Source organism: Rhizobium giardinii bv. giardinii H152, from assembly GCF_000379605.1.
In the GTDB taxonomy this organism is placed as follows: Bacteria; Pseudomonadota; Alphaproteobacteria; order Rhizobiales; family Rhizobiaceae; genus Pararhizobium; species Pararhizobium giardinii.
In genome coordinates, this window is sequence record NZ_KB902624.1 from 131,579 (window position 1) to 145,982 (window position 14,404).

8 protein-coding genes are annotated in these 14,404 nt (G+C 57.8%); 6 read left to right on the plus strand and 2 right to left on the minus strand.

The features are described from left to right. Nucleotides 1-47 precede the first annotated feature (47 nt). The 3 genes from A3AY_RS0111485 (at nucleotide 48) to A3AY_RS0111495 (ending at nucleotide 7,856) form a co-directional block, all read left to right on the plus strand. Complete coding sequence (locus A3AY_RS0111485) at nucleotides 48-2,510, plus strand: phosphoketolase family protein (protein ID WP_018325826.1); 2,463 nt, start codon at nucleotides 48-50, stop codon at nucleotides 2,508-2,510. 131 nt (nucleotides 2,511-2,641) lie between these two features. After that, complete coding sequence (locus A3AY_RS0111490; RefSeq protein ID WP_018325827.1) at nucleotides 2,642-6,532, plus strand: GH36-type glycosyl hydrolase domain-containing protein; 3,891 nt, start codon at nucleotides 2,642-2,644, stop codon at nucleotides 6,530-6,532. 4 nt (nucleotides 6,533-6,536) lie between these two features. Next, on the plus strand, nucleotides 6,537-7,856 hold the full coding sequence (locus tag A3AY_RS0111495) for a glucoamylase family protein (RefSeq protein WP_026203345.1): 1,320 nt from the start codon (nucleotides 6,537-6,539) through the stop codon (nucleotides 7,854-7,856). 115 nt (nucleotides 7,857-7,971) lie between these two features. On the opposite strand, the gene A3AY_RS0111500 is transcribed toward A3AY_RS0111495, so the two are convergent. Continuing rightward, a complete protein-coding gene (locus tag A3AY_RS0111500; RefSeq protein WP_018325829.1) occupies nucleotides 7,972-8,910 on the minus strand; it encodes a polyphosphate kinase 2 family protein in 939 nt (312 codons plus the stop codon). 939 nt (nucleotides 8,911-9,849) lie between these two features. Between A3AY_RS0111500 and A3AY_RS0111505 the strand changes: the two genes are divergently transcribed. The 3 genes from A3AY_RS0111505 to A3AY_RS0111515 all read left to right on the plus strand — a co-directional run bounded on the left by A3AY_RS0111505 (nucleotide 9,850) and on the right by A3AY_RS0111515 (nucleotide 12,974). Then, nucleotides 9,850-10,320: a hypothetical protein gene (locus A3AY_RS0111505; protein WP_018325830.1), complete on the plus strand. Its 471-nt coding sequence runs from the start codon at nucleotides 9,850-9,852 to the stop codon at nucleotides 10,318-10,320. Between the two features lie 359 nt (nucleotides 10,321-10,679). Further along, nucleotides 10,680-12,002, plus strand: a complete 1,323-nt coding sequence (locus A3AY_RS0111510; RefSeq protein WP_420830269.1) for a DUF3300 domain-containing protein — start codon at nucleotides 10,680-10,682, stop codon at nucleotides 12,000-12,002. A gap of 21 nt (nucleotides 12,003-12,023) precedes the next feature. Continuing rightward, complete coding sequence (locus A3AY_RS0111515; protein WP_026203348.1) at nucleotides 12,024-12,974, plus strand: DUF2950 domain-containing protein; 951 nt, start codon at nucleotides 12,024-12,026, stop codon at nucleotides 12,972-12,974. Nucleotides 12,975-13,266: 292 nt separating this feature from the next. Here A3AY_RS0111515 and A3AY_RS0111520 read toward each other — a convergent pair whose 3' ends face one another. Beyond that, the gene (locus A3AY_RS0111520) at nucleotides 13,267-14,352 is read right to left on the minus strand and encodes an AI-2E family transporter (protein ID WP_018325833.1); all 1,086 of its coding nucleotides are present in this window, start codon (nucleotides 14,350-14,352) and stop codon (nucleotides 13,267-13,269) included. Nucleotides 14,353-14,404: the final 52 nt, after the last annotated feature.

The following is a 14,404-nucleotide window of genomic DNA, read 5'->3' on the forward strand; positions in this document are numbered from 1 at the left end:
CGGCCTTGGATCAGTTGATGTAACACGGACTTCAATAGGAGGCTGCGATGGCTTCGCTTGAAACGGCAAAGATCCAACAACGTTCGGCAGAGGAGACACCATCAGCAAGTCCGCTGTCAGCGGAGGAATTGCGGCTGATCGATGCTTACTGGCGGGCTTCCAACTATCTCTCTGTTGGCCAGATATACCTGCTCGACAATCCGCTGCTGCTGGAACCCCTAAAACGCGAGCATGTAAAGCCGCGTTTGCTGGGGCACTGGGGAACGTCGCCTGGCCTGAACATGCTGTATGCTCACCTGAATCGGGCTATCAAGCGCGACGATCTCAATATGGTCTACGTGATCGGTCCCGGCCACGGTGGGCCTTCGCTGGTTGCTCACGCTTATCTGGAAGGCACCTACAGCGAGTTCTATCCGAACATCAGCCAGGACACGGAGGGCATGAAAAAGCTCTTCAAGCAGTTCAGCTTTCCTGGCGGCATCCCGAGCCATGTTGCCCCAGAAACACCGGGCAGCCTCCATGAGGGCGGCGAGCTCGGATATGCCTTGAGCCACGCCTATGGGGCGGCCTTCGACAACCCCGACCTTATCGTCGCCTGTGTCGTCGGCGACGGCGAGGCTGAAACCGGACCACTCGCGACCGGCTGGCACGGCAACAAATTCCTGAATCCTGCCCGCGACGGCTGCGTGCTGCCGATCCTCCACCTCAACGGCTACAAAATCGCCAATCCATGCTTCCTCGCCCGCATTCCCGAGGACGAACTGCGGAAGTATTTCGAGGGCATGGGCTACGAGCCCTATTTCGTAGAAGGGGATGATCCGGAGGATGTACATCAGATACTTGCCGGCACGCTAGACACTGTCATAGGCGAAATCCAGAAAATCTGGACCGATGCGCGCACGAACGGCAATATGAAACGCCCCGCATGGCCAATGATTGTCTTTCGAACGCCAAAGGGGTGGACCTGCCCCAAGGTGATCGACGGCAAGAAATGCGAAGACTACTGGCGTTCGCATCAGGTGCCGATGGGCGAGATGGACAAGCTGGAACACATCCGCATTCTTGAGCAATGGATGAAAAGCTACCGGCCCGAGGAGCTGTTCGACGAAGCAGGCCGGTTCAACTCCGAACTGGCTGCATTGGCTCCTGCAGGCCGTCGCCGAATGAGCGACAATCCGCACGCCAACGGCGGCCTTCTGTTGCGTGAATTGAAGCTGCCCGAATACGAACAATATGCTGTTTCGGTCCCCAGCCCTGGAGCGACAACGGCGGAGTCTGCGCGGATGATGGGCAAATTCCTGCGCGATGTGATGAAGTTGAATCTGGAGAGCAAGAACTTCCGGCTGTTCAGCCCGGACGAGAACAACTCCAACCGCTGGCAAGATGTACTGGAGGTGACCGATCGCTGCTACATGGCGGAAATCTATCCGGATGACGACCATCTCTCGCCGGACGGCCGCATCATGGAGGTTCTCAGTGAACATCAATGTCAGGGATGGCTGGAAGGCTACCTCCTGACGGGCCGCCATGGCTTCTTCTCCTGCTACGAAGCCTTCATCCACATCATCGACTCGATGTTTAATCAGCATGCCAAATGGTTGAAAATATGCAATGAAATCCCGTGGCGGAGACCCGTCGCCTCGCTGAACTACTTCCTTAGCTCACACGTTTGGCGGCAGGATCACAATGGCTTCAGTCATCAGGACCCGGGCTTCATCGATCATGTCGTCAATAAGAAGGCGGACGTGATCCGCGTATACTTGCCGCCGGATGCCAACACCCTGCTGTCAGTGACGGATCACTGCCTGCGCAGTCGAAATTACGTCAATGTGGTCATCGCAGGCAAGCAGCCCGCCCCGCAATGGCTGACCATGGACGAGGCGGTCAAGCACTGCAGCGAAGGTCTCGGCATCTGGGAATGGGCGAGCAATGACAAGGGTTGCGAACCCGATGTCGTCATGGCGTGTTGTGGTGATGTTCCGACCCTGGAGACGCTGGCTGCGGTTCAGTTGATCCGCGAACACTTGCCGGAACTTAAAGTACGGGTCATCAACATCGTCAACCTGATGAAGCTCCAGCCTGCGGAAGAGCATCCCCATGGACTGACAGACCTCGATTTCGACGCTCTGTTCACCAAAGATAAGCCGATCATCTTTGCCTTCCATGGTTATCCATGGCTCATCCATCGGCTCACATATCGCCGGGCGAACCACGGTAACCTTCATGTTCGCGGCTATAAGGAAGAAGGCACCACAACCACGCCCTTCGACATGGTGGTTCTCAACGAGCTTGACCGCTTCCACCTTGTCGAGGATGTCATTGACCGGTTGCCGCAACTCGGCGCCCGCGCCGCCTACTTCAAGCAGGCAATTCATTCGAAGTTGATCGAGCATCGCAAGTACATCGAGAAGTACGGCGATGACATGCCTGAGATAATCGGGTGGAAGTGGGGTCTAAAAGCCGCTGCAGGAGTGGCCCGGAAAACCTCTACTGAAGGGGACAATATCTAAGAGAAAAGCGTAACAGGAGTTGGAAGGAAATCGCGCGGTCCAAATTTTTCATGTCGGCGATTGAGGCTAAGCTAGGCCGCAAGCAGTCGCCATAGTGGAGGGCCAGCGCATCTTCGAAAGAGAAGCGCGTGATGGTGGGTTCGGTCAGTGATTATGGCGCGCATGACACCGGGCAACACGGTGGGCTTGCGGACGCAATGGCTCCGAGCCCTGCCATAGCCTTGCTTTCGAACGGTCGCTATAACGTCATGCTTACTGCGGCCGGGGCTGGCTATGGGTCGTGGCGAGAGCTGGACATTACCCGCTGGCGGCAGGATTCTACGCGCGATTGCTGGGGACAGTTCTTTTACATCGAAGATCGGGCGCAGAACAAAATTTGGTCCATCGGCAAGCAACCCCTCTATCGACCTGACAATATCTACGAGAGCGTCTTTTACGGAGATCGGGCCGAATTCCGCTGTCTGGCCGACGGCGTAGAAGTGTCCTGGGTAGCATGTGTCGCGCCCGATATCGACGCGGAAGTGCGGATACTCAAGATATCCAATCATGGCACCACCGCGAGAAGCCTACAGCTGACCAGCTATGCCGAAGTCTGTCTGAACAACCGCCGGGCGGACAGGGCACACCCGGCCTTTGCCAACCTTTTTGTGGAAACGCAGTTTGATCATAGGACTGGTGCCTTATTTGCGAGACGCCGACCGCGCAGCGCTGAAGAGCAGCCTGTCTGGGCAGTTCATGTCTCGTCGAGTGCGCCGGGTGGTCAGTTGGTCGAATATGAAACCGATCGGCTCAAGTTCCTCGGCCGGGGCCGCACGATTACCAACCCTTTGGCATTGGGCGGTGCAGCGGGCCTCTCCGGGACGGCTGGCCCCGTTCTCGACCCCGTCTTCTGCCTGCGAACCGCCATCCACCTTGATCCCGGCGCAATGGAACGGGTCGCATTTGCTACGGGCGCGGCTGACAGCGAAGCGATGGCACAGGCGATCGCGAGGCGATACTCAAGTCTCGAGGGGGCCGACAAAGCGTTTTCCGACGCCGCGGAAGGCTACCGCAAGGAACTTGAGGATTCGAACCTGACCTCGCGGGACGTTGCACTGTTCAACCGATTGGCCGGAAGTATCGTGTTCATTGATCCGGGGCATCGGGACGCATCCGCACTCGGAAAGAAACCTCCCAGCAGAGACGCTCTTTGGCTTCACGGAATTTCCGGCGACCTTCCGATCGTGCTGGCGCGCATCGAAGCAATCGGGGACAAGTCGCTCGTTCGCGACGTGATACGGGCCCACGCGTTCATCTCCCACCGAGGGTTGCGTTTCGACCTCGTCCTGCTCGACGAGCGTGACGGCAACGATGCCAAGCGATTGGCAAAGAAGCTGAACGCAGGCCCGCAAGCCGCGTTGGTCGGTAAGCCGGGAGGAATCCAACTGCTATCGGCAGTCGGAGTTCCAAACGATGACATCGATGCGATCACCTTTGCGGCATACACCGTTTTTTCGAACAGTCGAGGCTCGTTGGCGAACCAGCTCAAAACACGACAAGACGACGCATCATTCTCCTCTCGAATGGCAATTAGTTCCTGCGAGACGGCCACGAAGCGCCCCGCCGAGACCGACACGGATTTGCTGTATTGGAACGGTTTCGGGGGATTCAGCACGGACGGCCGCGAATATATCATCGTGGTGGATGGCGCGGCATCGCTGACGCCGACGCCCTGGTGTAACGTGATTGCCAATCCTGCATTCGGGTGCCTGACGAGCGATGGCGGCCTGGGCTATACCTGGGCCGGCAACAGCCAGCTAAACAGGCTGACGCCCTGGTCGAATGATCCAGTCTCGGATCCGCCCGGCGAGATCGTCTACCTGCGGGACGAGGAAACTGGAGAACTTTGGTCACCCACCCCCCTGCCACTGGGACAAGGGGCGGTCGTAACCGTTCGACATGGGCAGGGCTACAGCCGATACGAAAGCGACAGCCGATCCCTGCACCAGGAATTAACGGTGCATGTTTCCTCGACGGATCCGGTTAAGATCATGCGCCTTGCTCTTCGCAACGACGGAGCGCGAGCACGCCATTTGACGGCGACGTATTTTGCCGAGTGGGTCCTCGGGATACAGCGTGAAGACGCGACGATGCAGGTCGTCTGCGAACGTGATCTTCAATCGGGAGCGGTCGTTGCGAAGCGCGCCTGGGCGGATGATTTTGCCGGAAAACTGGCATTTGCCGCGGCAAACCAGATTGCGCGCTCGGCAACCTGTGATCGCTCAGAGTTTCTGGGGGCCTATGGTTCCGTATCGCAGCCTGCGGGTATGGGAAAATCTGACTTGGCAGGATGCTTTGGTTCGCTGGGTGATCCTTGCGCGGCGCTGATGGTGGAAATTCGCCTGGCGCCAGGTGAAAGCGCAGAGGTCGTTTTCGTTCTGGGGCAGGCCGATAGCCACGACGAGCTTCGCGCCCTCGTGCGGAAATATGCCGAGCCAAGACGCGCGCGAGACAGCCTTGCCATCGTCTCTCACCAGTGGAATGGTATCCTGGGGGCAATCGAGGTCAAGACGCCCGACACCGCCTTCGATCTGATGATGAACCGCTGGCTGTTGTATCAGGTCCTGTCTTGTCGCGTCTGGGCGCGCTCTGGCTTCTATCAGTCCGGTGGCGCCTTCGGCTTCAGGGACCAGCTGCAGGATGTGATGGCATTGGTCCACAGTGCGCCGAGTGAAACACGCTCGCATATTCTGGGAGCCGCCGCGCGCCAGTTCACCGAGGGAGACGTACAGCATTGGTGGCATCCTCCATCGGGTGTCGGGGTGCGCACGCGCATGACCGACGACCTCTATTTCCTGCCTTTCGTGGTTCACCACTATGTTTCGACCACCGGCGATACCGGCCTGCTCGATGAGCACGTGCCTTTCATCACATCACCGATCCTGAAAGAGGGCCAGGAAGAGGATTTCGGTAAGCCGGACGTCAGCAAGCAGACCGGTACCATCTACGAACACTGCATCCGTGCGCTGGAGCATGGCTTCCGGCTCGGGCGGCACGGCCTGCCGCTCATGGGAACGGGCGACTGGAACGATGGTATGAATAAGGTCGGGGCACAAGGTAGAGGCGAAAGTGTCTGGAACGGCTGGTTCTTTCTCACTGTACTGAAATCATTCGCGACGATCGCGTCTTTGCGTGGGGACCTCAGATGCGCAACGTCGTGCCTCGAACGAGCTGAAGGTCTGCGCGCTGCATTGGAAACACATGCCTGGGACGGCGCCTGGTATCGCCGAGCCTATTTTGACGATGGCGCGCCTCTTGGATCGTCGTCGAACGACGAATGCCAGATTGATGCCCTCCCTCAGGCTTGGGCGGTCATCTCCGGCGCGGCCGATAAGGAGCGCGCGTCGAAGGCGATGAGCGCGGTCTACCAACGGCTTGTGCGCCGGCAGGATAAGCTGATCCAGTTGTTCGACCCACCATTCGACAAGGGGTCGCTGCAGCCCGGCTACATCAAGGGCTATGTTCCTGGCATACGGGAAAATGGCGGTCAGTACACCCATGCGGCAGCCTGGGTTGTGCTGGCCACTGCGCTTCAAGGCGACGGCGACCGGGCCTTGCAGCTTTGGAGCTTGATCAATCCGATCAATCACGCTTCGACGATGCAGGACGCGCAGCATTACATGGTCGAGCCTTACGTTGTCAGCGCCGACGTCTACGGCGCGCCGCCACATACCGGACGCGGTGGCTGGACGTGGTATACGGGGTCGGCCTCCTGGTTGTATCGTGTGGCGCTAGAGGCCATCCTTGGTTTTCGCAGACAAGACCAGCTTCTCTCGATTGACCCATGCGTTCCGACATATTGGCCGGAGTATCAGGTGAACTACCGGCATGGGTCGGCCACATACCGCATCCACGTGGACAACAAGGCCGGCGTCTGCGGAGGAGTACGTTCGGTTTTCCTGGATGACCAACCGCTTACCGATCACAAGGTGCAACTCACTAGTGACGGCCGTTTTCACGACGTGCGCGTAATCCTTGGATAGACATATGCCTCAAATGCTTTCGACAGACCCTGAGCTGCATCGGATGCCGACCGAAGAGGACCTCGGCCGGCTGCAGTTCACCACGCTGCTGTATTATCTTCATTGCACCAATCCCGACAATGGGCTTGTTCGCGATAAGACTGAGCTCGATGCTCCGGCGAGTATCGCCGCATGCGGGATGGCGCTGGCAACGATTCCGGTCATCGTGGAGCGCGGCATCGTAATCCGCAAGTTTGCAGCCAAGATCGCCCGAAAGCGACTGGAATTTCTGCTGGGATGCCCCCAGGGGCCGGAACCTGACGCGTCGGGGTACAAGGGCTTCTTCTATCATTTCCTCGATGTGGAGACGGGACGTCGGGTCTGGCAGTGCGAATTGTCCACCATCGATTCAGCTTTCCTGTTCGCCGGAGCATTGACCGTTGCTACCTATTTTGACGGCGAGACTGCCGATGAGGTCGAAATACGCCAGCTTGCTACTGCGCTCTACGAACGGGCGGACTGGAACTGGGCCTGCGATCACGGACTTACTCTGACCCACGGATGGCGCCCAGAAAGCGGGTTCATCCCCTATCGCTGGCGCGGATACGACGAGGGCCTGCTACTTTACATTCTCGGGCTGGGGTCGCCGACCCACCCACTGCCGCCCGAGGCTTATTCCGCCTATACCGAAAGCTACGAATGGAGAAACATCTACGGGCGCGAACTGCTCTACTCGGGACCGCTCTTTACCCACCAGCTCTCGCATATGTGGATCGATTTCCACGGTATCCGCGACGAATTCATGCGCGACCACGACAGCGACTACTTCCGGAACAGCCGGCATGCGACCTACGTGCAGCAGGAATATGCCATTCGCAATCCGATGAACTTTGCCGGCTATGGTGAACACTGCTGGGGATTCACCGCAAGCGACGGACCAGGCTGGTTCAAGAAGACGATCGGTGGCGTCGAAAGGGAATACTTCGACTATATCGCCCGCGGCGCGCCCTTCGGACCGGACGACGGCACTGTGTCGCCATGGGTCGTCGTGGCTTCTTTGCCTTTTGCGCCGGAGATCGTCATTCCGACGGTCAGGGCCTTTGCGAAAATGCATTTGGGAATGACGCGTCTTTACGGGTTCAAGCCATCATTCAACCAAACATACGCGATGGAAGACAGCGATACGGGATGGTGGGTCAGCCCCTATCATTTCGGCATAGACCAGGGCCCGGTCGTACTGATGATCGAAAACTACCGGACTGGCCTGCTCTGGAATATCGTGCGCCGGTGCAAGCCAATCGTGACCGGGCTGCGTCGAGCTGGCTTCGCGGGAGGTTGGCTGTAGAACAGCCGAGGCTCACGGTGAGTAGATTGCGACAAATCCCGCACATCATCGGTCCTCGAGCGGTCCTCGAAAATCGAACCTGACGAGGAGGCCAACCACCTCCCGCTCTATGTGGTCAGTCCTGCTCTGCCAAAAGCTGGTCCCGGATTCCTTCCAGTCGCTGCCTCTGTTTATCATCGACGACCGGCATGCTCAGATCAAGGCGTTCGAGGGCGGAAGATACCACCACGGATATGGCAAGACGGGCAAACCATTTGTTGTCTGCCGGAATAACAAACCACGGAGCCCACTCGGTGCTCGTGTTCTCCAGCATATCCTCGAAGGCTTTCTGATAATCGTCCCAGTATTTCCGCTCCTCGTAGTCCGCCGTGGAAAATTTCCAATTCTTGTCGGGCTCGTCGATCCGCGAGAGAAACCGCTTCTTTTGCTCGTCTTTTGAAATGTTGAGAAAGAACTTCAAAACGATCGTCCCGTTATGCCAGAGATACTTTTCGAAGTTGTTGATTTCCTTGAAGCGGCCCTGCCAGATACTCCCTTTTCGGGTTTCTGGAGGCAACTTTTGTTTGGCAAGGAATTCGGGGTGCACCCTGACAGCTAGGACTTCCTCGTAATAAGACCGGTTGAATATGCCGATCATCCCACGCCCAGGCAAAGCCTTGGAGGCCCGCCAGAGATAATCGTGATCGAGATCTTCCGCCGATGGCGACTTGAAGCTTGTGACATGGCAGCCTTGCGGGTTGATGCCTGACATTACGTGCCGTATCGCCCCATCCTTTCCCGCGGCATCCATCGCTTGAAAGATAATAAGGATCGCATAGGTATCCTGAGCGTAGAGTATTTGCTGCATCTCCGACAATCGCTGGACATTCGAGGCCACCTGCTCCAGCGCCCCGGACTTGTCATCATAGCCGCCCGTAAAGTTCGGGTCGAAGTCCTTCTTGAGCGACACAGAACTTCCGGGTTCAACCGCAATATCCCGAAACCGAAATTTCACCTGACCGCTTTCGCCGACCGGGAATTTGCGCTTCTTGTCAAAGTCCACGTCGAGTTTCATTTGGTTTTCCCCTTTGTTGAGCCAAGGCTTGTATTGTTCAGTTCGTACGGAGTGATTTCTGCTCTGCTAAAATTTACTACGCTCAATAGTTCGAACCGTTAGTGGCGCGAAAAACGTGCGAAATCCCCGTTGGGAATTTACCCAGCCGATCGGACGCGTCGAACGGGCTTGCTCAACCAACACCGCGCACCAATTTCACGCGGATGGAGCGAGAGGCTGGGGTTTAAGATAGATGCACGTCTTGAGCTGACACTGAGTTCTCGGATTTAGCTTGGCTGTGAAACTACAATGTCCCTCGCGAGAAGCATTGTACTTCGTCTCCAAACGCCAATTCTCCGTTCTTTCCGAGAGGCTATTTATTCTATCATAATTGGCGCCAAAATCCACGAACGTGACAGGACTTCAGTCAAAGGTAGTATCGCGCGACGCTGCCCGCAATCGGTCTCACTGCCGCCGTGATCTGGTGGCTGTTACGAGTCCGGATCCCTCGTCGTCGAGTTGGGCGTTTATTCTTGCAATACAATCGCCTTGGGAGCATGCTTCAATCCGCTTTCGTATGATCATGAGAAGAGATGCGATGCAAACGCCCATCATAAGAAGGTCTCTTATCCATTGTGCGGGCGCGGTGGCTTTCACGTCGGCCACCGCCAGTCTTCTTCCAAAGGTCTTGCGGGCCAATCGCCACGCACACGAAGTTCGGCATCGCGACGTCCTCCGATCGTGTTCGTAAATACAATAAAAGTGAAGCATTTCGAGAGCGCGGGAGGGCTCGCTTGATGCGGAATCAAATCAAGATCTGATTACGAGCAAGATGCGCTGAATCGGAGGGTTGAATATCGCCGTCGGTGGCGGTCCCCTCGTAAAATACCGAAACTACACAACCCGAACGCGATCCCACCATATTTCTTGATCTTCTAGACTTGATAGTGGAGCAACAAGATGCACGACAAAAAAGACTTAGATCCGAATGTAGCGCCTCCAAGTGCCAAAGACTTGCGAATGCAGGTTCTCCAGCGGGAGATGGAGGAAATGGAGAAGGAGCGAAAGCTCAAGGCGCTGGATGAGAAGAAACATGCTGATTTTGCTGGGGACTTCCTGGAAAAGCATGTGAGTGAAGAGGAAATCGCGGTTGTCCGCCGGCTGGTTGCAAATGCCGTGAAGGACGGCAAGTTCGAAGCGATGGTCTACAGTTTTCCTTCGGACCTGTGCACCGACAGCGGTCGAGCTATCAACAGCGGCGACAAGGACTGGCCCCAGACCCTTCAAGGCAAGGCAAAGGAGTTCTTCGAACGATACCAGACATTCGGTAAGCCTCAAGGCTACAAGATGAAAGCGATGATCATCAACTTCCCTGGTGGCGTGCCAGGTGACGTGGGTTTCTTCCTGAACTGGGCCCCAGACGACGCTTGAGTGCTTAAAGGCAACGGACTGGCGTCGACTGCCGGTGGAAAGGGAAGTTGCCGACACCCGGGAGGGATTCGAATGATGGGGCATGTTCCACAAAATCAGGCGGTGATCACTGCATTCTCCGTGGCCTCGCCACCCTGCACTACAGGAACTGTGAGGAACTTCGCGGCCGCAAAGGCCAACAAGCACAAGCCGTGGTTTGCGGCAGGACAACGGGCCGGCGACCGTCGCCCGCCCTGTTCGAGACTGGCGTCTTGTAGCCATGAGAGCCTACCTGTGCCGAATTGGTTCACCTTGGGGGAAAGAAAATGGTTATAGAGCGGATCGTTTTGGTCTGCCGCGCCGCGGTGATCATTCTAGCGATGCTTGCAACGAGCGGCGTAGCGCTAGCTCAGGAAAAGGCAGCTTTAGTCCCGCCCACACAAGAGCTTGCCGCGCCCGAGCCGCTCACCGAGGACGAGTTGGAGGTTCTGGTTTCCCGCATCGCGCTTTATCCAGACGAACTGGTGGCGCTGGTCTCGGCCGCCTCGCTCTATCCCTTGCAAATCGTCGAGGCGGCGCGGTTTCTCGAAGCGCGCTCGAAAAAGCCCGATCTCAAGCCCAAGGAAAGCTGGGACGGCAGCGTGATCTCGCTGTTAAACTACCCGGAAATCGTCAAAATGATGAGCGAGGATCTCGATTGGACGCAGAGCTTCGGTCAAGCGATCACCAATCAGCAAAAGGACGTGCTGATCGCAATCCAGCAATTGCGCGACGAGGCGCTCGCCAAGGACATCATCAAGTCGGACGACAAGATGAAGGTGGTCGAAGAGGGTGACAACATCATCATCCAGCCGGCGAACCCTGAAACGATCTATGTTCCTCAATATCCGCCGGAGATGCTCTACGAACCGGACTATGTGCCGGCGCCGATCGGATATTACGATGAGCCCTATCCCTCCTATTATTATCCCGGAGCGGCCTTCTTCGCCGGCGCCGTCAGCGGCGCGATCTTCGGCGCCATCGTCGACTGGGACGACTGGGGTGTCTGGGGTGGCGATTGGGACGGCGACATCGATGTCGATTGCAACAAGTGCTTCAACAACGTCGACTTCGACGGCAAGATGAAGTGGAACGACATCGATTGGAAAAATGTCGACCGGAGCAAGCTCAATCTAGACCGAGACCAGTTGCAGAAATTCGACCGCACGAACATCAAGAATAACATCAAGGCGAAGGGCGACAACAGTATCCGCAACCGCGCTGCCGCCATCAATCGCGATCGACCGCAGGCGCGCGCCGCTGGCGGCCAGATCAAGGACGTACGCAAGAGCACGCTCGAAGGACTGAAGGCCCAGCCTCGGCCAACCGCGCGCGCCGGCGATGGGAGAACGGCGGCGAAGGCGAAACCCAACGTGTCGAAGTCGAATGTCAACCGTTCCAAGGGCAAAAAGCCCAACGTCAATCGACCAGCCGGCAAGAAGAAAATGGCATCCAAGGCGCAGAACCGCTCGAGAAAACCGTCCGGCCTCGGCAACGTCAACTCCGGGCGGCGGGAAGTGGCATCGTCGAAACGTGGTGGCCACAGTATGGGCGGCGGCCATCGCGGCGGCGGGCGCAGCCATGTAAGCCGCGGCGGGGGCAGCCGGCCGATGGCCCGCGGTGGCGGCGGGCGTGGTGGTGGCGGGCGCGGCGGTAGGCGCTGAGGGGGCGACGGGAGCACGATGATGACCAAGCTTATTCACACTCTTCTCATGGGATCGGCGGTGTCGTTCATACTCTCCGTTGCACCGCTTCCTGACGCTCTGGCGCAGGCACCGGCTCCGGCGAGCATCGATGCCTATGCCGCGGCGGAAGACTCTCCCGCGTTCGACGATCCCTCGAAGGCGGTGGAGGCCTTCAAGTCGGCGCTTGCCGCCAATGACTTCGATGGCCTGGCCCGGCTTTTGGGTCTGGACGCCATGAAGCTCAAGGCAAGCGAGGGGGCGATGGAAACATTTGCGCTCATCCGTGAGGGGGCGTCCCGCAACGTTGTCGTGCGCGATCTCGAAGGAAGCAAGATCATCGAGATCGGCGACCGCCTCTGGCCCCTGCCTTTTCCGCTCACCAAAGGCGAGGACGGCAAATGGGCGTTCGACACCTATGTAGGACTGGAAGAGATCGTCAATCGCCGTGTCGGTGAGAATGAGATCGAGGCGATTGAGACGGCACGCGCTTATGTAGAGGCACAGAAGGAATATGCCGCCACGGATCGGGACGCGGATGGCGTCTTCGAGTTTGCCCAAAAGCTAATCAGTAGCCCTGCCCAGACCGACGGCCTCTACTGGCCGGCGGACCAGGGCGACGGCGAAAGTCCGGTCGGCGACGCGATCAGCGAGGCCGCCTTGGAGGAGGCTAAGGCCGGGGAGGGCTATTTCGGTTACCGATTCCGCATATTGACCTCGCAGGGCGACAACATTGCCGGGGGCAGATACGACTATGTCATCAACGGCAACATGATCGCAGGATTCGCGCTGATTGCCTGGCCGGTCAAATATGCCGAGACCGGTGTCAAGACATTCGTCGTCAATCAGCAGGGCATCGTCTACGAACGGGACCTTGGTCCGAGCACCGAGGCGATCGTGCCCTTCATCGACCGCTTCGACCCGGACGACAAGTGGACTGTGGCAACGGATTAGCTCGGCTTGAGTTGAGAGCCGTCGCTGGGTGCGGCGGCAGGAAACGCTGCAAAGGGATATGTTGTTTTCGCTGACGCCAAGCGCTTGGCGTTGACGACGCGGACATTGCGCTTGTCCGGGCTTGTCGACAAGACTGCATTTGGCGCCGCATAAGTTCTTAAAAATCAAAATCGATTCAAGGAAAATATCGAGCAATTTCAAATAGCTACAGAGTCCATTGATCGTCATGTCTGACGCGCGTCGCTGGAGATCGGCCAAAGCCCTGCGACGTTCAAGTGAATGCTACGAAGGTTCAACCGATCGGGTGCACTTCACCATTGGTTCTGATCCACGTCTGCAGCACGGTCCAAAGGACGGCCAGCGTCGTCGCGCCGATAAACATGCCGGTAAAGCCCCAGGCCGCCAGCCCACCGATCACTCCGACGAATAGTACCAGCAGCGGCAGCTCGCCGCTGCGCGCTATCAGCATCGGTTTGACCACATTGTCCGCCGCCATAAGAACGAAAATGCCCCATACGACAGTAAAGATTGTCCATCCCGTCTGGCCTTGGGAACCAAGCCAGATTGCCACCGGCAGCCAGACCAGAAGCGGGCCGATCTGGATAACGGCCAGGAAAAACGTAACGGCCGCCAGGACAATCGCACCGGGAACACCAGCCACGGCAAAGCCGATCCAGGAAAGCACCCCTTCAAGCAGAGCTGTTCCGATCACGCCGATCGCAACGCCCCTGATGGCTTTCCCCCCGGCATTGAGCAGGACCAGTCCTCTCGGGCCAACTATACGTTCGGCAATGGCAGACACGAAGCCGACTACCCGCGCGCGCGACGCGTGGATCATCGCGGCTACGATGATCCCTGCGAATATTTCGAGGACCGCAATCATAAGACCTGCGCTGAGATTGAGAAGCCAGCGTCCCGCGGCGGCGAGCTGGGGTTCGAATCGTTGCAACAAGGCCAGTCCGCCACCCTGAAATTCCTGCCATATCTGCGTCACCTTTGGTCCGAGCAGCGGGAGACTTGAAATCCACCCCGGTAGATCGGGGATCCTGCGAGCACTGGCCTCTCTCAGCCATGCGTCGGCAACATCGACATGGCTGACAACGGCAGAGCAGAGATAAATAAGCGGCACGATCGTGATGGCCGCAGCGATAGCGCCGAAGCTGAAGGCAGCCAGACGACGCCTTCCGCCGAGAAGAACAACCATCCTATCGTACGGCGCTGCCGTCGCCGTGGCGAGAATCACCGCGTAGGTTACGACACCGACAAATGGCAGCAATACCCAGAAGGTTGCCGCCAGCAGCGCGGAAACAAGCAACAATGCCAGCGCTGTCTCGATGACCTGCTGTTGCCCGCCACTCCTGCTGCGCATTTCCTGCATGACAGCACCTCCGGATCAGAAGTTAAAGCGATCTCTCCATGCAGCGGCCGCT

What these genes read in the sequence shown, in the direction of transcription:
- A3AY_RS0111485 (WP_018325826.1), top strand. Translation starts at nt 48, where the DNA reads ATGGCTTCGCTTGAAACGGCAAAGATCCAACAACGTTCGGCAGAGGAG.
- A3AY_RS0111490 (WP_018325827.1), top strand. Translation starts at nt 2,642, where the DNA reads ATGGTGGGTTCGGTCAGTGATTATGGCGCGCATGACACCGGGCAACAC.
- A3AY_RS0111495 (WP_026203345.1), top strand. Translation starts at nt 6,537, where the DNA reads ATGCCTCAAATGCTTTCGACAGACCCTGAGCTGCATCGGATGCCGACC.
- A3AY_RS0111500 (WP_018325829.1), bottom strand. Translation starts at nt 8,910, where the DNA reads ATGAAACTCGACGTGGACTTTGACAAGAAGCGCAAATTCCCGGTCGGC.
- A3AY_RS0111505 (WP_018325830.1), top strand. Translation starts at nt 9,850, where the DNA reads ATGCACGACAAAAAAGACTTAGATCCGAATGTAGCGCCTCCAAGTGCC.
- A3AY_RS0111510 (WP_420830269.1), top strand. Translation starts at nt 10,680, where the DNA reads ATGCTTGCAACGAGCGGCGTAGCGCTAGCTCAGGAAAAGGCAGCTTTA.
- A3AY_RS0111515 (WP_026203348.1), top strand. Translation starts at nt 12,024, where the DNA reads ATGACCAAGCTTATTCACACTCTTCTCATGGGATCGGCGGTGTCGTTC.
- A3AY_RS0111520 (WP_018325833.1), bottom strand. Translation starts at nt 14,352, where the DNA reads ATGCAGGAAATGCGCAGCAGGAGTGGCGGGCAACAGCAGGTCATCGAG.